Source organism: Pantoea sp. X-Soil-MYKO-1289 (assembly GCF_059730625.1).
The window spans coordinates 185,907-208,020 of the sequence record NZ_AP036005.1 but is presented as its reverse complement, the minus strand read 5'-3'; the positions used below and the strand labels follow the sequence as shown (position 1 = coordinate 208,020).

Below are 22,114 nucleotides of genomic sequence, written 5' to 3'. Positions count from 1 at the left end.
ATCCCCATGTAAGGATACGCTTTACTTTATCCTTGAGTGGGTATATTTTCTGGTTTACCCCCGGGCGGGGATAGCTGCATCCCCGCCTTTTATCAGGAGCGGCGATGATATACAGCCCCAAACAGCTGGCCCAGCTGATCCGGCTTGAACGGCAGAAGCGCGGCTGGACGCAGAGCGATCTGGCGCGCCGGGTCGGCATCAAGCAGGCCACGGTGTCGAACTTTGAGAACAATCCCGACAAAACCACCCTGACGACGCTGTTTAAGATCCTGCAGTCGCTGGAGCAGGAGCTGGTGATCCAGGGGAAATCAGCGCAAAACGGCAAGGAGCTTGACTGGTAATGGATCGGCTTATCGCCTGGATGAACGGCGAGCGCGTCGGCACCCTGACGCGCCAGAAAAACGGCGCGCATCTTTTTCAGTATGCGGCGAGCTGGCTGAGCAACCCGCTGGCGCGGCCGCTGTCGCTCTCGCTGCCTTTGCAGTACCCCGCTATCGCCTCGGTGAGCGTGATTAACTTTTTCGACAACCTGCTGCCGGACAATCCGCGCGTCAGGGAGCGCATCCTCAACCGCTATAGGGCGAAGTCGATGCAGCCGTTCGATCTGCTGCGGGAAGTGGGCCGCGACAGCGTCGGCGCGGTGATGCTGCTGCCTGAAGAGGCCGCAGCGCCCGATCTTGCGCTGCGTTATGAGACGCTCGACGCTGCGCGACTGGAAAAAATCCTCTCGGCCTACCAGAGCGATATTCCGCTGGGCATGATCCCGGAAGAGCGCGACTTCCGCATCTCCGTGGCGGGCGCGCAGGAGAAAACCGCGCTGCTGCATACCGATCGGGGCTGGGCGATCCCCCAGGGTCCGACGCCGACCTCGCATATCATTAAGCTGCCGATCGGCGAAATTAAGCAGCCCTTCGCCACCCTCGATATGCGCGACAGTGTGGAAAATGAGTATGTCTGCCTGGCGCTGGCGCGCGAGCTGGGCTTCCGCGTGCCCGACGCCAGTATTATCACCGCAGGCAGGCTGCGCGCGTTGGCGGTGAGACGATTCGATCGCCGCTGGAGCGCCGACGGCGCCCGGCTGCTGCGCCTGCCGCAGGAGGATATCTGCCAGAGCCTCGGTCTCGCCTCCGCGACAAAGTATGAGTCTGACGGCGGCCCAGGCATCGCGGCGATTATGTCGCTGCTGATGGGATCCAGCAATGCGCTGGAGGATCGCGACGATTTTATGAAGTTTCAGGTGTTCCAGTGGCTGATCGGTGCCACAGATGGACATGCGAAAAACTTTTCCCTCTATATCGAGCGCGGCGGCAGCTACCGGCTGACGCCCTTCTACGACATTCTTTCCGCCTATCCGGTGCTGGGCGGCGCGGGCCTCAATATCCGCGAGCTGAAGCTGGCGATGGGGCTGAGCGCGTCGAAAGGCAAAAAAAGCGAAATCGATAAAATCTTTCCGCGCCATTTCCTCGCCACGGCGGAAAGCGTGCGCTTCTCCCGGGAACGGATGACGCAGATCCTCGCCTTCTTCGCCGAGGCGCTGCCCGCCGCCGTGGTGCGCGTCCGGGCGCAACTGCCTGCGGCTATTCCGCCGGCGATCGCCGACGCCATTTTCGACAACGCGCTGAAAATGGCGGCGCGCCTGACGAAATAAGCGGCGTCTGTCAGGCGGCGGCCTGCTCCGCGCCCAGCAGCGCCAGCACCCGGCTGCGCAGCGCCACCAGCGCCGGATCGTCGCGGCGGCGCGGATAGGCCTGCTCGACTTCGATCACGTCCAGCACCCGCGCCGGACGCGAGCTGAAGACCACCACACGATTCGCCATCACCAGCGCCTCCTCCACGTCATGCGTCACCATCAGGGTGGTGAAGTTCTGCTCCTGCCAGAGTTCGACAATCTCCTGCTGCATACGCAGGCGCGTCAGCGAGTCGAGCTTGCCGAGCGGCTCGTCGAGGATCAGCAGGCGCGGATGGTTGACCAGCGCCCGCGCCAGCGCGGCGCGCTGCGCCATGCCGCCGGAGAGCTGATGCGGCCAGGCGCGCGCGAACTCTTGCAGCCCGACGCGACGCAGCATGGCGTCGATGCGGGTCTGCGCCGCTTGTTTGCTCTCGCCGCGGATCTGCAGCCCCAGCCCGACGTTGTCGTAGACGGTGCGCCACGGATAGAGCGTCGGATCCTGAAACACCACCACGCGCGATGGATGCGGCGCGGTGATGGCGCGTCCCTCTTCCGCCAGCACGCCGCTGGCGGGCGGCTCAAGCCCGGCCAGCAGGCGCAGCAGCGTCGATTTGCCGCAGCCGGACGGCCCGAGCAGCGCGACAAATTCTCCGGGCCGCACCTGCAGACTGATATTTTCCAGCACCGGCAAATCGCTGCCCTCCAGCGTAAAATGGTGGCTGACATTTTCAATATCGATATTTACGCCCGCCTGTTGCGTCGTCATAAAATAGTCTCCGAAGTCCGCTTAATAGCCTCATAAATAGCACGCGCCTCGCGAATGAAATATGCCGATAGCGGTAATAGGTTTGCCCGATCTTCATAATGAAATATCGCATGAAGTCATGCGGGATTGTTATTTGGCGCGCTCTGGCGCATGGGGTAGTTTCCCGGTAATTCACTACAAGGGAAAGCGTCATGGCCATACATTCACCTTCGATGAGCCGCCGCGCGTTGCTGCGCGGCCTCGCCACGCTGGGCGCAGGCATCGGGTTAACGCCGCTGTTTACCGGCGCGGTGCTGGCGGAGGATCCGCCGCTGAAAACCATCAAACTCGCCTGGGGGCAAACCGCGGTCTGCCAGTCGCCCATTTCGGTGGCGCTGAAGCAGGGATTCTTTAAAAAATATGGCCTCAACGTCGAGCCGGTCAACTTCAGCGGCCCGACCGACGCGCTGCTGCAGGCGATCGCCACCGGTCAGGCGGACGGCGGCATCGGCATGGCGCTGCGCTGGCTCAAGCCGCTGGAGCAGGGATTCGACGTCGATCTCACCGTCGGCACCCACGGCGGCTGCATGCGCCTGCTGACGCCGGAGAACAGCAACATCCGCAGCGTAAAAGATCTGGTGGGCAAATCGGTGGCGGTCACCGACCAGGCGAGTCCAATCCGCAACTTCTTTGCGATTCAGCTGGCGAAACAGGGCATCGATCCCGATAAGGCGGTGAACTGGCTGCAGTACCCCGCCGACCTCTTCGGCGAGGCGCTGCGTAAAGGCGAAGTACAGGCGCTGGCGACCGACGATCCGCAGGGCTGGCTGCTGAAGCGGCAGCACGGGCTGACAGAAGTAGACAATAACCTGAACGGCGAATATGCCCATCTTACCTGCTGCGTGCTGGGGCTGCGCGGCTCGCTGGTGCGCGACGATCCCAAAACCGCGCAGGCGATAACCCAGGCGATCGTCGACGCACAGCAGTGGACCGCCGACCATCCGGACGAGACGGCGAAGATCTTCCAGCCGTTCGTGCCTGGCTCGGTCCCGGTCGAGTCCATCGCCGCGATGCTGAAAGAGCATACCCACAGCCACCACTCCACCGGCGCGCAGCTGCGCGGCGAAGTGGCGACCTACGTCAACGAGCTGAAAAAAATCAATGTCATCCGCCCGGACACCGACGCGCAGCAGTTTGCCGATCACTATGTGCCCGATCTGCTGCCGGATAACGGTCAGCATCACCATATGAAGATGAGTTAGGGAGAGCAGCATGGCCACAGATATTCTGACGTTGCGCCGCCGCGCCGAGTCGCGGCGCCTCGAACCGGCGCTGTGGGGCGCGCTGCTGGCGTGGTGGGCGCTGGTGGCGCTGATGGTGGCGCTGCCGGATAAACCGCAGGGCTTCGCGGCGCCGCGCTTCGTCAACGAGACGCATGAACTGTTTATCGCGCTGGCGACGCTGCTCAGCGCGCTGGTGCTCGGCTCCAGCGCCGCGCCCACGCTAAAGGCCTGGCAGCCGCTGAAGCGCAGCGGCCGCTGGCTGATTGCGCTGGCGCTGCTGATCGGCCTGTGGGAGTACGTTACCGCCAAGCTGGCGCTGCTGCCCGCGCCCTTTTTCGCGCCGCCGCGCGCGCTGATCGAGGCCTACGCCACCGACTGGCCGCGCCTGCTCGACAGCGTGCTCAACTCGCTGCGCCTGCTGGCGTTCGGCTTTCTCTACGGCAGCGTCGTCGGCTTTGTTACTGGCGTCGCCATCGGCTGGTCTCGCGGGCTTGGCTACTGGGTGCATCCGATCCTGCGCTTTCTCGGCCCGGTGCCTTCGACGGCGCTGCTGCCCCTGTCGCTCTACTTTTTTCCCTCCAGCTTCGCCGCCGCCGTGTTTCTGATTGCGCTGGCGACCTGGTTTCCGGTGACGGTGCTCACCTGGTCGGGCGTCGCCAGCGTCGATAGCCGCTATTACGACGTGGCGCGCACCCTGGGGGCGAAATCGCCTTTTCTGGTGCTGCGCGTCGCGGTTCCCGCCTCGCTGCCCCATCTGTTCGTTGGGCTGTTTATGGGGCTGGGCGCCTCCTTTTCGGTGCTGGTGGCGGCAGAGATGATGGGCGTCAAATCGGGGCTGGGTTGGTATTTGCAGTGGGCGCAGGGATGGGCGGCCTACGCCAATATGTATGCCGCGCTGATCGTAATGGCAGTGCTGTTTTCATCGCTGATCACCCTGCTGTTTCTTGTTCGCGACCGCACGCTCGCCTGGCAGCGCAACGCGGTGAAATGGTAACGCTTTCTCAAGAGGAGTCGCCTGTGGCTGCATCTATCTATAACTCTGTGACCGAACTGATTGGACAAACGCCGCTGCTGCGCCTGTCGCGCTTTAGCGAGCGCCACGGCGTGCGCGCCGAACTGCTCGGCAAGCTGGAGCTTTTTAACCCTAATCACAGCGTCAAAGATCGCATTGCGCTGGCGATGATTGAACAGGCGGAGCGCGACGGCCTTATCAGGCCGGGCGACACCATCGCCGAAACCACCAGCGGCAACACCGGCATCGGCGTCGCCTCGATCGCGGCGGCCAAAGGCTACCGCTTTCGCGTCTACATCAACGATTTCGTCAGTATCGAGCGCAGCAAGATTATTCAGGCCTACGGCGCAGAGGTGGTGCCCTTCAGCACCGTGCCGGGCTTCGCCGACTACTACGAAGCCAGCGACGGCGACTTTGTCGCCGCCACCCGCTGGCTGGTGGCGCGGGTGGCCGAAGGCGAGCCGGAGGTGCATTTTCTCCAGCAGCTTCAGAACCCGGCGAACCCGCGCGTGCATGAGCTGACCACCGGCCCGGAAATCTGGCGCGACACCCAAGGCAAACTCGATATTTTCGTCGCCTCGGTGGGCACCGGCGGCACGCTCTCCGGCATCGGGCGCTATCTGAAAGCGCAGGATCCCGCCATTCAGGTGGTCGCCGTGGAACCAGGCATCGGCTCGCAGCCGAGCCCGCAGCATCCGGAACCGCTGGAGATTACCGGCGTCCACGCCTTCAGCGGCCAGCCGCCGGAGCGGATCCCGCCGAATCTGGATCCTCAGGTTTATGACGACGCGATTGCGGTGGAAACCTGGCAGGCGTATCAGGCTGCGCGCCAGTTCGCGCTGGCGGAAGGCATACTGGTCGGGGATTCGTCGGGCGCGGTGCTGTTTGCCGCGCAGCTGCTGGCGGCGCGGCCGGAAAATCAGGGCAAGCGCATTGTGCTGCTGCTGGCCGACGGCGGCGCCAACTACCTCAGCACGCGGCTGTTCAGCCATGACCACCCCGCGGAGAGCCTGAAAGAGGCGACGGCGGTGCAGACTTCGCAGCAGCTGCTGTAAGAGAGACAGAGGAATAAAACGGCAGCCGCGCGCTGCCTTTTTTTTTACGCCAGCACGTTCGCGGTGATGCCTTTAGCGAACAGCAGTGGATCGGTTTCCGGGCGCAGCACGTTGATCGCTTTCAGGTCGCGCGCGTAGATATCGATCTCTTTCACAAAGGCGTCCCCTGACGAATAGTGGCCGTGGGTATGGGTTTTCAGCACGCTGGCGATCTCTGCAGGACTGGTATTCAACGCCTTGCTGTTAAAGGCCTGGGCGATCACCTCAGGATGCTGCGCGGCGTAGGCGTGGGCCTGCAAAATCGCGTGGGTAATCGCCGCGGCCACTTCAGGGCGATCGCGGATCAGGCTGCCGCGCGTGCCGATGACGCAGCAGCTCAGGTTGGCATAGTCGTCGCTGAGGTTGGTGGCGACCTCCCGATAGCCCGGCTGCTGGGTCAGACGCCACATCACCGGATCCGAGCCGCTCGCCGCCTGAATCTCCCCTTTTTGCAGCACCATCGGCAGTAAGTCCTGCGGGAAAACGCGCCAGTCCACGTCAGTGTTTGGATCGACGCCGTGCCGCTTGAGCAGCAGCGAGAAGAAGTTTTTATCCGCGCCCGCCATATCGGTGACGCCGATGGTTTTGCCTTTCAGCGCCTGCAGCGAGGTTGGCCCGTCGTCGCGCGTCAGCAGCCGCATACAGCCGCCGTGGGTGCCCGCCGTCAGCTTAACGTCAAAGCCCTGCTCCAGCGCCTTGAGCCAGCGCAGCGCCATGCCGACCGCCGCTTCCGCCTTGCCGGTGGCGATCGACTCCAGCAGCAGCTCGGTGGAGTTGCCGAAGTTAACGAACTCGACCTCCAGGTTGTGCGCTTTAAAGAACTGATGCTGATCCGCCACCACGACCGGCGCCAGACAGATGGCGTTGAGGTTGACCGCCAGACGCACCGGCGTCGGCTTTGCCAGCGCCCATTTGCCTGCGCCGCCCTGCAGCAGATCGTGCGGCATCGCCATGCCAGGCATGGCGTTATCCGCCCAGAGCGGCGGCGAAATGGCGCTGGCGGCAAGCGCCGCGGCGGAATAATGCAAAAATTGCCGACGAGATAAAACGCTATTTACTGGCATGCTTTTTCCCCCGAATGAAATAACCTTTCCCGGAAATGAAATATCAAAGAAATATGATGTCAGGGGCAGAGTAATGGGAAAAGGAGAGGGCAACCAGCCTGTAAATTATGCCGATTACGCATGTGGTTATCCGCTTTAATGCTTTTACTTCGCCGGGAGAAAAATAAAGAATCGAAAAATCCCCCCTGAATCACTGAGGCAAGATGATGGCGCTTAGCGAATATCTTCACGAGCTGCTGCCGGTAATTAGCCAGACGCTGGCGAGCAGCGCGGCGGAGGTCGACAGACGCGGCGAATTTCCCACGGCCAATTTCGCGCTGCTGCGCCAGCACGGCCTGCTCAGTTTCGCGCTGCCTGCGGCGGCGGGCGGCGGCGGCGCGGATCTGCCGGCGTGTCGCGCGGCGATCGCGGCGGTGGCGCAGGGCGAACCCTCCACCGCGCTTATCCTGATAATGCAGTACCTGAACGCCCGTCGGCTCGGCGACGACGCCAGCTGGCCCGCCGACGTGCGCCGCCAGGTGGCGCAGAGCATCGTGCAAAAAGGCGCGTTGATCAATGCGCTGCGCGTCGAGCCGGAGCTGGGCACGCCCGCGCGCGGCGGCCTGCCCGCCACCACGGCGCGACGCGCCGCCGACGGCTGGCGCATCAGCGGCGAGAAAATCTACTCCACCGGCAGCGTCGGGTTGAGCTGGTTTCTGGTCTGGGCGCGCAGCGACGACGCGGATCCGCTGGTCGGCGCCTGGCTGGTGCCCGCCTCCGCGCCCGGCATCCGCATCGAAGAGGAGTGGGATCATCTGGGCATGCGCGCGACCTGCAGCCACCGCGTGGTGCTGGAGGAGGTCTGGGTGCCGCTGGAAAATGCGGTCAACGTCAGCCGCCTGAGCGCGCCGCGCCCTGCCCTCAACGAGGAGGAGAGCCTGTGGATGGCGGTGCTGCTGGGCACGCTCTATGACGCGGTGGCGCGCGCGGCGCAGCGTGAATTTATCCGCTTTCTGCAGCAGCGCGTGCCCGCCAACCTGGGCCAGCCGCTGGCGAGCCTGCCGCGCTTTCAGGAGCTGACGGGCCGCATCGAAACCCTGCTGTTTACCAGCCGCACGCTACTCGACGGCGCGGCGGCTGGCCAGATCGCCGCGGCCGACGCGGCGAAAGTGAAACAGGTCACTATCGATAACGCCATTCGCAGCGTGCAGTTGATGGTCGAGCATATCGGCAATCACGCGCTGACGCGCGCCAATCCGCTCGAACGCCACCTGCGCAATGTATTGTGCGGCCGGATCCATACGCCGCAGGACGATGTTATTTTCACCGCCGCCGGCAAAGCGGCCCTTTTATCCGACAGGAGTAAATGATGACGCTGGAATTTATAGGTCTGGTCGGCGCGCATAAAGCGAGCGAGACCGATGGCGGCAACGGTCAGGTGGTGGATCTGCCTTTTATCAAAGCCTTTGCCCAGACGCAGGAGTATGCGGGTTTTGACAAAGTGCTGCTGGCGGTGAATAGCCGCGCGCCGGACTCGATGATTATCGCCAGCTACGTGGCGGCGCTCACCGATAAGCTCGGGCTGCTGGTGGCGCACCGGCCCGGCTTTCAGGCGCCGACCTTCGCAGCGCGCCAGTTCGCCACCCTGGACCAGCTCAGCCAGGGGCGCGCGGCGATCAACGTGATTACCGGCGGCGACAGCGGCGATCTGCAGCGCGATGGCGACTTTCTCGATAAGGAGAGCCGCTATGCGCGCAGCGGCGAATATCTGGAGGTGATGAAGCAGGTATGGACGTCGACGCAGCCGTTCAGCTATGAGGGCGATTGCTATCAGGTGCGGGAGAACTTTACCGAGGTGAAGCCGTACCAGCAGCCGCGCGTGCCGATCTACTTTTCCGGCGCGTCGGATGCGGCGGTGGAGATCGCCGCGCGCCATGCCGACGTCTATATGATGTGGGGCGAGCCGCTGGAGCAGGTAAAAGAGCGAATCGCTCAGGTGCGCGCCGCGGCGCAGAAATATGGCCGCGAGGATCAGATCCGCTTCAGCCTGTCGCTGCGTCCGGTGCTGGGCGCGACCGATGAAGAGGCCTGGCAGCGCGCTGACCATCTGCTCGCGCAGGCGCAGGCGAGGATCGGCGGCAAGGCGATTCAGCCCGACAGCAATACCGGCTCGCAGCGGCTGTATCAGCTGGCGACGGCGCGCAGGGTCTATGACAGCTGCCTGTGGACCGGCATCGCCGCCCTTTCCGGCGCGGCGGGCAACTCCACCTCGCTGGTCGGCGCGCCGGAGACGGTGGCCGAGGCGGCGCTGGAATATTACAAGCTCGGCGTCACCACCTTCCTGTTCCGCGGCTTCGATCAGCTGCGCGACGCGGCGGATTACGGGCGGTTGCTGCTGCCGAAGATCCGCGAACGCGTCGCGGCGTATGACGCAGCGCGCGCGTCAGCGGCGTAGGGTTATGTGGGGGCTGCCATATCTGCACTATTGAGTGTGGATTCTGGCGGCGTTAACCCTTACCGGAACAAAAACGGCGACGCAGAGTAAACTACGTCGCCGTTGCCTTATGCGGCCTTTGTAACGTTATTCACTCAGAACCGATAGGTCGCCGATACCGAGAAGTTACGCGGCGCGCCATAGACGTTATAGGCGCCGACCCAGGTGTCATACTCTTTATCGAACAGGTTATTCAGGTTGGCCTGCAGCGACAGGTTTTTATTCACCTCATAACGCGCGAAGAGATCCACCAGCGCATAGCTGCCCTGCTTCGCGTGCCAGGTGCCGTTGCCTTCCGGCGCGCCGACATCCTGCCAGGTGTGCGTCTGCCAGTTCACGCCGCCGCCGAGCGTCAGCTGATCGAGCATCGGCAGGCGATAGCTGGTGAACAGGTTGAAGCTGGTGCGCGGCAGCTGCGAGTTATAGGCGTTGCCGTCGCGATCCTGCGCCAGATAGGTGGTGCCGCCGACGGTCATCTGCCAGTTGTCGGTCAGCGCGCCGTTCAGCTCAAACTCGACGCCGCGGCTGACAACGCCATCTTTCGCCGCGTAGGCGGTTGACTGCGATCCCGGAATAATCTGCCCGGTATCTTCGCCGACGTTATCCAGCTCGGTGCGGAATACGGAGAGCGTGGTGGTCAGGCGGCTATTGAGCCAGTCGGACTTCACGCCCACCTCGTAGTTTTTCCCGATCACCGGCGAGAGGAAGGCGCCGCTGCTGTCGCGGTAATCCTGCGGCTGGAACACCGAGGTATAGCTGGCGTAGGCGGACCAGTTTTCGGCGAAGTCGTAAATCAGCCCGCCGTACGGCGTGGTGTTGTTCTTCTCCAGCTCCTCGCCGGTGGCCAGCGTCTGACGATTCCAGTTGGTGTAGCGCGCGCCCAGGATCAGATGCAGCGGATCGGCCAGCGAAATGCGCGTCGCCAGATAAACCGATTTCTGGCGAACCGTGGTGCTGTCCGCCGTCAGCTCGCGCGGGCCCCAGTCAGTTTCAGGAAAATCGCCGTTGAAGTTGTTGTAGTTGCCCAGCTCGTCCGCCGAGATATTGGCCCAGGAGCTGTAATATTTATTGTCCTGACGGCTGTAGTTAACGCCGACCATCAGCTCATGCTGACGACCCAGCAGTTCGTAGGGGCCGCTGGCGAAAGCGTCGACCGCATCGACCTTGCGCTTGCCGGTGTTGTATCCGGTTCCGCCCACCACCGGATAGTCTGCGTACTGCGACACGCCCAGGCCGGTAGTTTTATCGAAGTAGCCGTCGAGATAGAGCTGTTTGCTGTCGAGGAACATCTCATTGTGGGTGCCGTTCAGCGTGATGTTCCAGCCGTTGTCGAAATCCTGCTTCAGGTTAACGAAGACTTTTTTGTTCTCTTTATCGTTATAGGCCCACTCCGGCGCGGTGTTGAAACCACGACGGGAATGGATCTGCGTGCCGTCGGTGTACCAGCGCGGCGTGCCGCTCCACATCGGCGAGTCGGTATCGACCTGCGAGAACTCATAGCCGACGGAAAGCGTGGTGGAATCGGTAAGATCGGCGTCAACTACGCCGTAAACGAATTGTTTGGTGGCGCCGTAGCGCTCGATAAAGCTGTTTTTATCGTCATAGCCTGCCACCAGGCGGCCGCGCACGCTGCCGTCGCTGTTGAGCGGCGTCGAGAGGTCGGCGACGTAGCGCTGCTTGCCCCAGCTGCCGTAGGTCGCGGAGACGCTGCCGGTAAATTCTTTGCTGTCGGCGTGCTTGCGCACCATATTGATGGCGGCGGAAGGATTGCCGGGGCCGGTCATCAGGCCGGTCGCGCCGCGCACCACTTCCACGCGCTCATAGAGCGCCATATCGGACTGCGCGTCGCCCAGGTTCCAGCGCGAGGCGAAGGTGGTTGGAATGCCGTCGACCATAAAGTTATCGATGGGGAAACCGCGGGCGTAATAGCTGGTGCGATCCATATCGCTGCTGACGCCGGTGATGCCCATGGTGTTATGCAGCACGTCATTCAGCGACTGCAGCTGCTGATCCTCCATGCGCTGCTTGCTGACGACAGTGACCGACTGCGGAATATCGCGCGCGGTCAGCGCCATTTTGGTGCCGGCGCGCGTAATCGGCACGCTGTAATCGCGCGCGTCCTGCTGCCCGGTGCTGCTGGCGCTGGCGTCGACCACAAGCGTCTGTTCGCCTGCGGCGGTCGTATCGGCAGCCTGAGCGCTCTGCGCGACGCTGGCGGCGATCAGCACCGCCAGCAGCGAGCGTTGCAGAGGCTGTTTCATGGCGCAGGCGCAATCGCCCGCGCGGTATTCCCTGACGCGCTGAACATCAAAAGACATCACTCTTCCTCTTTTTTCATTATTGGGTATGGCTGCCACGGGTTGCCGGATCGACTCGCCTCTCCGGCCGCAGGACGCTGTCCTGACGTGATGCTGTAATAAAGCAAATGAGAAATATACGCATTGTCATTATCATTGCAAGCAATTGTTAATAAATGCTGCAAAGGTTAATCAGTAAAGATTCAGCGGCATATCACTGATTTATAATGGCTTTATGCGGGGATGCCGCGTAAAAACTGGAATCTACAGGAAAGTCAGGCGACGGCTGATCGGGCCGATTGCCGGACCGCAGGCCGAAAGCCCGCCGCGTGATGCATAAAAAAAGCCTGGGGTCGCGCTCACGATGCTGGAGATCTGGCGCGGTCGATAACCGGTGCGCTTACCCGGAATAGCAAAAATCTTATTAATGGGTTAACTGGCGGCGGCTTAATATAAGCGTCTCTGCGGCTGAAGAAGATTTATTCCAGATGATGAAATAGTGAAACAATGCGAGCTTTTTAAGCGGCGGATAGTGTTCCGCGCGTCACTACCGCCACGCTGCGCTAAATAGCCACTAACGCTTACGAGAGGTAAGTATTGCAAAGGTTAATGATAACGCTGTGCAAAGGGTGGCCGTTTTAATCGGTTTATAACTTCTTTTCACTTATCAATTTGGCATCATTGTACAGATGACCTGTAAAATAGCAGGCTGAAATAGCGATGCAGATGAGTTAATCTCCCTTTTATCAGCAAGATAAGAGCCGCTGCGTTTAAAAATTAACGCGAAGCCGTAACTTGATCGTTTTAACGACAACCGCGCGAAAACTATTCGTTGCGTGCCCACCGTCCTGCTGCGTTATATTTGTGCGGGTTGTTTTATGCGAATACATTAACCCGGGCGAGGTAGCAACGGGCTATCAATTTAATGATACTCTCTGTGCTTTCGCTTATTTCCTTTATCTATTTTTTACCGTAAACTGCGCGCTTTACATATTTTTATTCGTTAAGGGTTATATCCATGAGTGATGCGCTGAAAGCATTGAATAATCTTCGTACGCTGCGCGTTCAGGCACGTGAAATTGAGCTCGACGTGTTAAACGAAATGCTCGAGAAGTTCTCTGTCGTTGTCGCAGAACGCCGTGAAGAAGTGAATGCTGAACAAGCCGCGCAAAAAGAAAAAGCGGAGAAGCTGGCGTTGTATAAAGAGATGCTGCTGAAAGACGGCATCGATATTTCCGATCTGGCCGATCTGGCGCAGAACGAAAGCAAACCCAAAGCGAAACGCGCGCCGCGCCCGGCAAAATATAAGTTCACAGATGAAACCGGCGAAACCAAATTCTGGACCGGTCAGGGCCGCACGCCTTCGCCGATCAAAAAAGTGCTGGATGCAGGCGGCTCGCTCGACGAGTTCCTGATCTAATAAGAAAGGCGCTGATATCAGCGCCTTTTTTTATTGCTGCCCTGCGGCTTCTGCGCGACGGCCAGATCAGACCGTCGGCAGGCCGAGGTTTTCACGCAGCGTGGCGTAGGCATAATCGGTCGGGAACAGGCCACGACGGCGCAGCTCTGGGATCACTAGCTCGATAAACAGATCCAGCTGCTCCGGCATAATGGCCGGCATAATATTAAAACCGTCCGCGCCGCCCTGCTCCAGCCAGAGCTGGAAGTCGTCGGCGATATCCTCTGCGGTACCGACAATGACCCGGTGCCCGCGCGAGCCCGCCGCGATCGCCGCCAGCTCGCGCAGCGTCAGATTCTCGCGCTTCGCCATATCGGTCATGAGCTTCACGCGGCTCTGGTTGCCTTCGCCCAGCGGCACTTCCGGCACCGGGCCGTCCAGCGGATAGCTGGAGAGATCCATGCCAAAGCGCAGCGAGAGCTGTTTCAGCCCGTTGTCGATATCCACCAGCCTGTTCAGCTCTTTCCACAGCGCCTTCGCCTCGTCACGCGTGCGGCCGACAATCGGCATCACGCCCGGCATGATCACCACGTGATCCGGGTTGCGGCCTGCGGCTGCGACCTGCGCCTTCTGCGACTGATAAAACGCCTGCGCCTCTTCCAGGCTGGCGGCGGCGGTAAAGACCACTTCGGCGGTCTCTGCCGCCAGCTTCTGCCCGTCGGCGGAGGAGCCCGCTTCGATAATCACCGGACGCCCCTGCGGAGAACGGGTGATATTCAGCGGGCCCTGCACCTGGAAATGCTCGCCGACGTGGTTAATCGGCCTGATCTTTTCGTTAACGAAATAGTGGCCCGATGCCGGATCCGGCTGGACCGCGCCCTCTTCCCAGCCTTCCCACAGTTTACTGGTCACCTGCAGAAATTCGCGCGCGCGCGCATAGCGCTCGGCGTGGTTCGGCATATCGTCGCGGCTGAAGTTTTTCGCCACGTCGGCGGAGAACGACGTCACCACGTTCCATGCGGCGCGGCCGCGGCTGATATGATCCAGCGAGGAGAAGGTGCGCGCCATGGTGAAGGGATCGCTGAAGGTGGTCGATGCGGTGGCGGCCAGACCGATACGGCGAGTATTGACCGCCACCGCCGACAGCATGGTCAGCGGCTCGAGGCGCGCCATGGTAGAGGGCAGGCGATACATGCTGGTCGCCAGCGCGTCGCCGACGAAAAAGAGGTCGAAACGTCCCGCTTCCGCTTTCTGCGCCAGACGAATCAGCCAGTCGATATCGGTCGGCGCGCCCAGCTCTTCGGTCAGGCGCCAGCCGCTCACGTGATGCCCTACCGGCTGAACGAAAAGACCAAGACGCAGACGATTTTTTGCAGATGAACTGTCCATATTATTTCCCTGATTGCAGTAAGAGCCGTCTTCAGGCGGCTATGAAAAATGATCGGTGGCGATAAGCGCCTGCTCCAGCGCCGCGGGCGAAACCTCGAACGGCAGACGCGCCGCGCTGGCGGCCGGAAAACGCACTTCAGCGGCCAGACGATGCAGCGCCGCCGCGCGATCGCCCGCCAGTGCGGGCAGCTTCAGCGGAGCGTCGAAGCGCCGCAGCAGCGCCACCAGCGCCGGGTCCGGTTCGCCGTTGCCCTGCTCCATAAAAGACTGAACCAGCAGGCTGTAGCCGACCTTCTCGCCGTGCAGCCAGTGATGCAGCTCCGGCAGGCCGGTCAGGCGATTATGGATCGCGTGGGCGTAGCCGGGCGTCGGTAGCGTATCGCGCATACTGTTGGCCAGTCCAGCCAGCACGATATTCGCGTCGATGATGCGCTCCAGCGCAAAGGTCACCTGGCGTTGCCGGTTGGCCTCTACCGCCTCGTCGCCCCACTGCCGATAAGCGTCCACCGCGCGCTGCGCCGCCATGACCTTCAGGTCGAGCGCCAGACTGTCGGGATTATGGCGCTGATAGGGGCGAAACTCATACCACTTGGCCAGCGCATCGACAATGCCCGCTTTCAGGTAGCGCACGTCGCTGCGGGCGATGATTTCGCTGTCCACCAGCACCAGCGCCGGCATATTGCGCAGCGGCTGGCTGCGCAGATGCGCGCCCTGCGCGTTATAGACGATGGCCACCGGCGACCAGGCGGCGCAGGTGGCGGCCAGCGTGGCAAAGTTGATCACCGCGACCTTATCCAGCCCATCGCCCGCCGCTTTGGCGCAGTCCAGCACGCGCCCGCCGCCGACGGCCAGAATCGCCTCCGCGCCCTGCTGCGCCGTATTGGCCTGAAGCTGGCTAATCGCCTCGTCGGTGCATTCACCCTCGAGCAGCTCCAGCTGCCAGCGGATGCCCTGACTCTCAAGGCTTTGAGTCAGTTCGGGATTCACCGCCTGCCAGGCGCGCGGCGAGGAAAAAATGCGCAGATGGGTGGCGATGGGACGAATATGCTCTCCGGCCCGCGCGCGGATCCCGGCCTGCTGTAGATAGGCTTGCGGCGATTTGATGGCTAACACGACTTATCCTGCTGTGGATCTGCTGCCCGCTAAAAAGGTCGGGTAAACAGAGGGTTAATAAGGTTGCCCATGCGCGTGGCGTATGCAGGGCATAGTACGACAAACGCTAATTTAAGCAACGCCTTATACCGCCTCGCCTCTCTACAAATTCGCATTAGCTTAGCGATATTTCAGATATAGAGCGCGGCGCCTTTATTGCTACCCTCTGGGTTCTGCTTTTTCGTTCGGAGATGACGATGCGTTTTTTCCCTTATCTGGCGGCGACGCCGTGAACCTCACCGCGCAGCTTAGCCAGCTGATTAGCGCTTCCCAACCTGACCCGACTGCGCGCCAGCGCGCACGCGAAGGGGTGCAGGATTTTCTCGCCGTAGGCTGGCCGATACTCAACCAACAGGCGCCGGACAGCGGCTTGCCGCTGCTGAAAACGATCTACGGCGACAGCGGCCCGGCCTCGCGCGCGCTGCTGCTCGGCTACGCCGCGCACGCGCTCGACTATGACGACTTTCACGCCGACTTTCGCGGCCATCCCAGCGTGGTGATCCTGCCTGCGCTGCTGGCGTGGGCGGCGGAGAACAACGTCTTTAACGCGGCGCGCTTTCTTGACGCCTTTATCATCGGCGTGGAGATGGCCGGCCGGCTCGGGCTGGCGATGACGCAGAGCCACTACACGCTCGGCTACCACAATACCGCGTCGCTCGGCACGCTGGCCGCCGCCGCCGCGCTGGCGCGCTTTAGCGGCGCGGACGCACGGCAGACCGCGGTGCTGCTCGGCATCGCCGCCACCGAGGCGAGCGGCCTGCGCGCCCAGTTCGGCTCGGCGGTGAAGCCGCTGCACGCCGGTTTCGCCGCCGAGCGCGCGGTGCGCGCCACGCAGCTGGCGCTGGCGGGGTTTGACGGGCAGGCGGAGGGCGTGCTGGAGGCCTTTATTTCGCTGGGCAGCGCGCGGGAGGCGCAGCCTGAAAAGCTGCTGGAAAACTGGGGCGCGCCCTGGCGCATCGTCGCGCCGGGCCTGGAGTTCAAGCCCTTCGCCACCTGCGCCGGCACGCACAGCGCGGCGGAGGCGACGCGCGAGATCCGCCAGCGCTGGAGCGGTTCGACACCAGAGCTGCTGAGCGCTATCGATCGCATAACCGTGGCCTTTCCGCCCGGCGGCGATATCGCCGCCTCGGTGCGCCAGCCGAAAAACGGCATTGAGGCGCGTTTTAGCCTGGAGTATGTCATCGCCGCCATGCTGATTTACGGCGACCTGCGCATGGCGGACTTTGCCGAAGGCGAAGTCAATCCGCAGATTATGGCGCTGGCGGCGAAGGTGGCGCGCCAGCCCGACGCGGATGCGCCGCCAGACGCCATCAATCCTGGGCTGCGCTTCCATGAGGTGACGCTGTTTCTCCACGACGGCACGCAGCTGCGCCAGCGGCGCACCCGTCAGCAGTCGCTGGCGACGCCGGTGGACGTCGCCGGCAAGCTGCGCGCGGCGCTGGACGGGCAGCCTGCGCTGCTGGCCTGCAGCGCGCTGCGCAGTGATGAGGATTTGCGCCGCCTGGCGCAGACGCTGATCGCCGCGCTGTAGCGACTGTCGCTTAGCCTTGCGGCGGCGTAAAGGCGGCGACCGGCGGCGCGTCGCCGATATATTTTCTGACGTTCACCACGGCAATCTGGCCGGTGCAGCCCTGCGCCAGCGCTGAGGTGCCGATATCCTGCGTCAGCACGTTGGGGTTGCCGTGACGGCAGAGCGGCCGCGCCGCGGCGGGATCGACCGGATCGTACCAGGCGCCGGTCGGCAGCCGCACCACGCCGGGCCTGATCGCCTCGGTGAGCGCGGCGCTCGCCAGCAGGTGCCCGCGCGCGTTGTAAAGCTCAATCACGTCGTTATCGCCGATGCCCAGCCGCTGCGCATCCAGCGGATGCAGGCTGCAAACCTCGCGCCCGTTGCGCTTGCCGCTGCGGCTGTAGTCGCCAAAATCGAGCTGGCTGTGCAGGCGCGTCGCCGGCTGGTTGGCGATCAGCCAGAAAGGATAGTTTGCAGAGGGCTGCTCGCGCGGCGCGCGCCAGACCGGATGGCCGGGACAATCCTCATAGCCGAAACCGGCGATGGCGTCGGAAGCGATCTGAATCTTCCCGGTGGGCGTCGGCAGCGGATGGGCCGCTGGATCGGCGCGAAACGCATTGATCATGCGGCCGCCATCCTGCAGCTGCGGCAGCGTCACCACGCCTTCCCGCCAGAAGGCGGCGAAATCGGGCAGCCCTACCTGATGCGCCGCCAGCTTTTCCTGCAGCTGCGCATAGAGATGTTCAAGCCAGCCGCGCGCGTCGCGCCCTTCGGTAAAGGCCGCCTCACGTCCCAGGCGCCGCGCCAGCTCGCTGAAAATCTGGTAATCATCCCGCGCCTCGCCGTACGGGGCCGCCACCGGCTGCATGGCGATAAGATGGCGGTCGGTCGGCGCCCCGCCGACATCTTCACGCTCCAGCGTCATGGTGGCGGGCAGCACGATATCCGCGTGGCGCGCGCTGGCCGTCCAGGCGCTCTCATGGACGATCAGCGTATCGAGGCGGCAAAAGGCCTGACGCAGCCGCGCCAGATCCTGATGATGGTGAAACGGGTTGCCGCCCGCCCAGTAGGCCAGCCGAATGTCGGGATAGGTCAGATGACGCCCGTTATAGTGAAATTTTTCGCCGGGATGCAGCAGCATATCGGCGATGCGCGCCACTGGAATAAAGCGGTCGATGCCGTTTTTACCCTGCGGCAGCGCCGGAAAGCTCGCCAGATTATGGTGTTTACCGTAGTGCCCCAGCGCGCCGAGCGCATAGGTAAAGCCGCCGCCGGGCAGGCCAGGCTGCCCCAGCGCGGCCGCCAGCGCCAGTCCCAGCCAGACCGGCTGTTCACCATGCTGCGCGCGCTGCAGGGCGTGCGCCACGGTGATCAACACCCGCTTGCCGTGCAGCGCATGCGCCAGCGCGCGGATCTGCGCCGCAGGCAGGCCGCAGAGAGCGGCGGCCCAGTCGGCATCGCGCGTAATGCCGTCCTCTTCGCCCAGCAGGTAGGCTTTGAGCGTCGGCCAGCCGTGGGTATAGCGCGCCAGAAAGTCGTCGTCGGTCAGGCCCTGCGTGGTCAGCTCATGCAGCAGCGCCAGCATCAGGGCCGCGTCGGTGCCGGGGATCAGCGACAGCCATTCGCCGCCCGCTTCATCGGGTAGATCGCTTTTCAGCGGGCTGACGGAGATAAAGCGCGTGCCGCGTCGGGCGGCGCGCTGCATAAAGCCGCGCTCGGTGTGCTCGCTAAGGCCGCCGCTCGCCACCTGAGAATTTTTCAGCGCCAGTCCGCCGAACGCCAGCACCACGTCGCTGTGCTCGGCGATCGTCTCCCAGCTGACGCCGCGCCGCGCAATCTCGTTCATATCGCCGACGATATGCGGCAGCAGCACCGAGGCCGCGCCGGAGCTGTAACTGTTAACCGAGCGCACATAGCCGCCCATTACGGTATTCAGAAAGCGGTGCACCTGACTTTGCGCATGATGAAAGCGTCCGGCGCTCGACCAGCCGTAAGATCCGCCGAAAATGCCGGCCGGCCCGTAACGCTCGCCGACGCGCCGCAGCTCGTCCGCTACCCGCGCGTAAGCCTCTTCCCAGCTCACCGCCACGTAGCTGTCCAGGCCGCGACGCGCGTCGGGGCCCGGCCCGTTCTCCAGCCAGCCGCGCCGCACCATCGGCCGCGCCACGCGCGCCGGATGCGCGAGCGCGTTGTGCAGGTTCGCCAGCAGCGGGCTGGGATCGGGGTCGGCGCTAAATGGGGTAATCGTCAGGCTGTCACCGTCGCGGCGCGCGCGAAATGCGCCCCAGTGGGCGCTGTGCATAGTGTCGGTCATGGTCGTCCTGCGGAGAAATGGCGCCTAAAGCACCGTTGCGATGAAGTTGCGCACGCGCCCGTTGCTGGGATCGTCAAGCACCTGCTGCGTCGGCCCGGCGGCAACAATCCGGCCGCTCTCCATAAATACCAGAGTGTCGGCGATTTCGCGCGCGAAGCCGATCTCGTGCGTGACGATCACCATGGTGATGCCGGAGTGCGCCAGCTGCTTAATCACCTGCAGCACCTCGCCCACCAGTTCGGGATCGAGCGCCGAGGTCGGCTCGTCAAACAGCAGCACGCCAGGATCCATCGCCAGCGCGCGGGCGATGGCGACGCGCTGCTGCTGTCCGCCCGACAGATTTTGCGGCCACTCCTCTTCCCGACCCGCCAGCCCGACCTGCTGCAGCAGCGCGCGCGCTTTTTCCAGCGCCTGCTGGCGCGGCGCCTTTTTCACGCGTATCGGCGCGTCGGCGATGTTTTGCAGCACCGTGCGATGGGGAAAGAGATTGAACTGCTGAAACACCATGCCGATGTCGCGGCGCTGGCGCGCCACTTCGCCGCTGCTCAGCTCATGCAGCGCCTGACCTTTCTGCCGGTATCCCACCAGCTCGCCGCCGATGCGGATAGTGCCGCCATCCAGCTTTTCCAGATGGTTGATGCAGCGCAGCAGCGTCGATTTGCCCGAGCCGGACGGCCCAAGGATCACCGTCACCGAACCGGCCGGAATATCGAGATCGACCTCGTCGAGGACGGTGACGCCGGAAAAGCGTTTGGTCACGTTACGCAGGGCGATTGCCTCAGCCATGGGTGATACTCCTTTCGCTGCGCGTCGGGGTAAAGCCGTTGAGCAAACTGCGCCACAGGGTGCGCGACTGACCGCGCGCTACGCCGCGCGAGAAATAGCGTTCGACGTAGAACTGTCCGATCGACAGCACCGAAGTCATCAGCAGATACCAGAGCGTCGCCACCAGCAGCAGCGGGATCACCTCATAGGTGCGCTGATAGATGATCTGCGCGGAAAAGAGCACATCCTGCAGCGAGATCACCGACACCACCGCCGTGGTTTTTAGCTGGCCGATCACCTCATTGCCTGCCGGCGGCAGAATGGCGCGCATCGCCTGCGGCAGAATGGTGAAGCGGAAGATCTGCGCCGGGCGATAGCCGAGCGCGCGCGCCGCCTCAAGCTGCCCGTTGCCGACGCTCTGGATGCCGGCGCGCACGATCTCCGCCGCGTAGGCGGACTGGTGCATCACCAGCGCGATAACGGCGGCGCTGAACGGGCTGACCAGCGCGTTGGACTGGGCGCTCCACAGCTCGCCGACGCCCGGCAGCGACAGAGAGAGCGTGGGATAGAGCGCGGCGATGTTGTACCAGAGAAACAGCTGCACCAGCATCGGCACGCCGCGAAAGAACCAGGTGTAAGCCCAGCTTACCGCCACCAGCACCGGATTCGAGGAGAGGCGCATCAGCGCCAGCACCGTGCCGAAGGCGAACCCCAGCACCACCGAAATCGCCGTTAGCTGCAGGGTCATCAAAACGCCCTGCAGAATCGACGCTTCGGTAAAGTTGTCGGCGATAACGCCCCATTCGAAGCGTGGGTTATTGATCATCGAGTGGGCCATCGCCGCCACGCACAGCAGCACCAGCAGCGCGCTCAGCCAGCGGCCATAGTAGCGTTTGCCGACGATGCGCAGCTCGTCAGCGCGATGCGGTTCTGGATTCACTGGAAGATCTCCTGATTACGTTTCGCCTCTTTCACCGCGCCGAAGCCGATCTCCCAGCGATCGAGGATCTTCTGGTAGCTGCCATCTTTGATCAGCGAATTGAGCGCCGCCTGCACCGCAGGCTCCAGCGGTGAATCTTTCGGGAACGCCACGGAAACCGGCGCGTCGTTGACGCTGATCTCGCCGCTCATGGTCAGCGGCTTGATCAGTTTCACCTGCCAGGTCAGTCCTTCATAAGGCCCGAAGAACATCGGCACGCGCCCGCTGACCACCGCCTGTACGCCAGCCGGACGATCCGGGAAAACGGCGATTTTAATCGGCGGCTTGCCTGCGCTTTCGCAGGCTTTGCTCGCCTCTTCCAGACGGGTGATCTGCGTGGTGCCTGCCCCCGCGCCGACCTCTTTGCCGCAGACCGCGTCGAAGGTGGTGAACGGCGCGATGCTGGCGCTTTTTAGCGAGATAATGCCGAGTCGGCTGGCGTTGTAGTAGCCGACGAAATCGACCTGCTTCAGGCGCGCCTGGGTGGCGTTGATGTTGGAGAGCGCCACATCGTAGCGGCCGGTTTTCAGGCCGGGAATGATATTGTCGAAGCCGCCGGTGTCGCGCCACTGCACCGCGACGCCAAGCCGTTCGCCGACGGCGTTCATCACGTCGATTTCACGCCCGGCCAGGGTTTTATTGTCTTCTTTATAGAAGGTGGTCGGCGGCGTGTTGGGGTTTGTCCCGGCGACAATATAGCCGCGCTGCAGGATAGCGGCAGGCACCAGGCTTTTCAGCGCGGGATCCGCCTGCACATGCAGTGAACTGTCGGTCGGCACCGAGGTGTCGGCGGCCATCGCGCCCTGCGCGGCCAGAGCGAAAGCGATGTAGGTGACGCCTTGCATGAGTTTCACGGGGATCTTTCTCCTGATCAAATAAAATCCCTTGCGGGAAAAGTAGATAAGTATCTAAACGGCCAGACGGCTTTATTCTCAAGGAGGAGAGGCAGGCTTAACAAATGCGAAAAAA

Annotated in this window: 18 protein-coding genes; 9 read left to right on the top strand and 9 right to left on the bottom strand. The window is 62.8% G+C overall.

What is annotated here, in order from left to right:
* Positions 1-104 precede the first annotated feature (104 nt).
* Positions 105-341, top strand: a complete 237-nt coding sequence (hipB, locus tag AC6I7Z_RS20370) for a type II toxin-antitoxin system antitoxin HipB (RefSeq protein WP_033748518.1) — start codon at positions 105-107, stop codon at positions 339-341.
* Positions 341-1,648 (top strand): type II toxin-antitoxin system HipA family toxin, encoded by a 1,308-nt coding sequence (locus tag AC6I7Z_RS20365; protein ID WP_497815639.1) that lies wholly within the window; start codon positions 341-343, stop codon positions 1,646-1,648. The genes hipB and AC6I7Z_RS20365 overlap by 1 nt, the downstream gene beginning before the upstream one ends.
* 10 nt (positions 1,649-1,658) lie before the next feature.
* On the opposite strand, the gene AC6I7Z_RS20360 is transcribed toward AC6I7Z_RS20365, so the two are convergent.
* Positions 1,659-2,435, bottom strand: a complete 777-nt coding sequence (locus AC6I7Z_RS20360) for an ABC transporter ATP-binding protein (protein WP_497815638.1) — start codon at positions 2,433-2,435, stop codon at positions 1,659-1,661.
* A gap of 191 nt (positions 2,436-2,626) precedes the next feature.
* Here AC6I7Z_RS20360 and AC6I7Z_RS20355 point away from each other — a divergent pair, with 191 nt between their 5' ends.
* From AC6I7Z_RS20355 to AC6I7Z_RS20345, 3 genes are read left to right on the top strand one after another with little or no spacing between them, the layout of a single operon-like run.
* On the top strand, positions 2,627-3,676 hold the full coding sequence (locus AC6I7Z_RS20355) for an ABC transporter substrate-binding protein (protein ID WP_497815637.1): 1,050 nt from the start codon (positions 2,627-2,629) through the stop codon (positions 3,674-3,676).
* 10 nt (positions 3,677-3,686) lie between these two features.
* Positions 3,687-4,691: an ABC transporter permease gene (locus AC6I7Z_RS20350; RefSeq protein ID WP_497815636.1), complete on the top strand. Its 1,005-nt coding sequence runs from the start codon at positions 3,687-3,689 to the stop codon at positions 4,689-4,691.
* Between the two features lie 23 nt (positions 4,692-4,714).
* Positions 4,715-5,764, top strand: coding sequence for a PLP-dependent cysteine synthase family protein (locus tag AC6I7Z_RS20345; protein ID WP_497815635.1), 1,050 nt, complete (start codon positions 4,715-4,717; stop codon positions 5,762-5,764).
* A 44-nt stretch (positions 5,765-5,808) separates the two neighbouring features.
* Here the strand turns inward: AC6I7Z_RS20345 and AC6I7Z_RS20340 are convergent, their stop codons facing one another.
* Positions 5,809-6,867, bottom strand: a complete 1,059-nt coding sequence (locus AC6I7Z_RS20340; protein WP_497815634.1) for an ABC transporter substrate-binding protein — start codon at positions 6,865-6,867, stop codon at positions 5,809-5,811.
* 203 nt (positions 6,868-7,070) lie between these two features.
* Here AC6I7Z_RS20340 and AC6I7Z_RS20335 point away from each other — a divergent pair, with 203 nt between their 5' ends.
* Both AC6I7Z_RS20335 and AC6I7Z_RS20330 read left to right on the top strand, forming a co-directional pair.
* Positions 7,071-8,216, top strand: a complete 1,146-nt coding sequence (locus AC6I7Z_RS20335; protein WP_497815633.1) for an acyl-CoA dehydrogenase family protein — start codon at positions 7,071-7,073, stop codon at positions 8,214-8,216.
* Complete coding sequence (locus tag AC6I7Z_RS20330; RefSeq protein ID WP_497815632.1) at positions 8,216-9,301, top strand: LLM class flavin-dependent oxidoreductase; 1,086 nt, start codon at positions 8,216-8,218, stop codon at positions 9,299-9,301. The genes AC6I7Z_RS20335 and AC6I7Z_RS20330 overlap by 1 nt, the downstream gene beginning before the upstream one ends.
* A 134-nt stretch (positions 9,302-9,435) precedes the next feature.
* Here AC6I7Z_RS20330 and fhuE read toward each other — a convergent pair whose 3' ends face one another.
* Positions 9,436-11,658, bottom strand: a complete 2,223-nt coding sequence (fhuE, locus tag AC6I7Z_RS20325) for a ferric-rhodotorulic acid/ferric-coprogen receptor FhuE (RefSeq protein ID WP_497815631.1) — start codon at positions 11,656-11,658, stop codon at positions 9,436-9,438.
* Positions 11,659-12,655: 997 nt separating this feature from the next.
* Here fhuE and AC6I7Z_RS20320 point away from each other — a divergent pair.
* Positions 12,656-13,057 carry an H-NS family histone-like protein gene (locus AC6I7Z_RS20320; protein ID WP_497815630.1) on the top strand — a complete coding sequence of 134 codons (402 nt, stop codon included), beginning with the start codon at positions 12,656-12,658 and terminating at the stop codon, positions 13,055-13,057.
* A gap of 66 nt (positions 13,058-13,123) precedes the next feature.
* Here the strand turns inward: AC6I7Z_RS20320 and AC6I7Z_RS20315 are convergent, their stop codons facing one another.
* Together AC6I7Z_RS20315 and AC6I7Z_RS20310 are read right to left on the bottom strand one after the other, a co-directional pair.
* Complete coding sequence (locus AC6I7Z_RS20315; protein ID WP_497815629.1) at positions 13,124-14,425, bottom strand: LLM class flavin-dependent oxidoreductase; 1,302 nt, start codon at positions 14,423-14,425, stop codon at positions 13,124-13,126.
* Between the two features lie 39 nt (positions 14,426-14,464).
* A complete protein-coding gene (locus AC6I7Z_RS20310; protein ID WP_497815628.1) occupies positions 14,465-15,538 on the bottom strand; it encodes an iron-containing alcohol dehydrogenase family protein in 1,074 nt (357 codons plus the stop codon).
* Positions 15,539-15,806: 268 nt separating this feature from the next.
* Here AC6I7Z_RS20310 and AC6I7Z_RS20305 point away from each other — a divergent pair, with 268 nt between their 5' ends.
* Complete coding sequence (locus AC6I7Z_RS20305) at positions 15,807-17,108, top strand: MmgE/PrpD family protein (RefSeq protein ID WP_497815627.1); 1,302 nt, start codon at positions 15,807-15,809, stop codon at positions 17,106-17,108.
* Positions 17,109-17,118: 10 nt separating this feature from the next.
* Here AC6I7Z_RS20305 and AC6I7Z_RS20300 read toward each other — a convergent pair whose 3' ends face one another.
* Genes AC6I7Z_RS20300 through AC6I7Z_RS20285 form a run of 4 tightly spaced genes read right to left on the bottom strand, consistent with a single transcriptional unit; the run spans position 17,119 to position 21,990 of the window.
* Positions 17,119-19,401 (bottom strand): molybdopterin-dependent oxidoreductase, encoded by a 2,283-nt coding sequence (locus AC6I7Z_RS20300; protein WP_497815626.1) that lies wholly within the window; start codon positions 19,399-19,401, stop codon positions 17,119-17,121.
* A gap of 24 nt (positions 19,402-19,425) precedes the next feature.
* Positions 19,426-20,187, bottom strand: coding sequence for an amino acid ABC transporter ATP-binding protein (locus tag AC6I7Z_RS20295; protein ID WP_427107365.1), 762 nt, complete (start codon positions 20,185-20,187; stop codon positions 19,426-19,428).
* The gene (locus AC6I7Z_RS20290) at positions 20,180-21,106 is read right to left on the bottom strand and encodes an amino acid ABC transporter permease (protein WP_497815625.1); all 927 of its coding nucleotides are present in this window, start codon (positions 21,104-21,106) and stop codon (positions 20,180-20,182) included. The genes AC6I7Z_RS20295 and AC6I7Z_RS20290 overlap by 8 nt, the downstream gene beginning before the upstream one ends.
* On the bottom strand, positions 21,103-21,990 hold the full coding sequence (locus AC6I7Z_RS20285; protein WP_497815909.1) for an ABC transporter substrate-binding protein: 888 nt from the start codon (positions 21,988-21,990) through the stop codon (positions 21,103-21,105). Before AC6I7Z_RS20285 ends, AC6I7Z_RS20290 begins: the two co-directional genes overlap by 4 nt.
* Positions 21,991-22,114 lie beyond the last annotated feature (124 nt).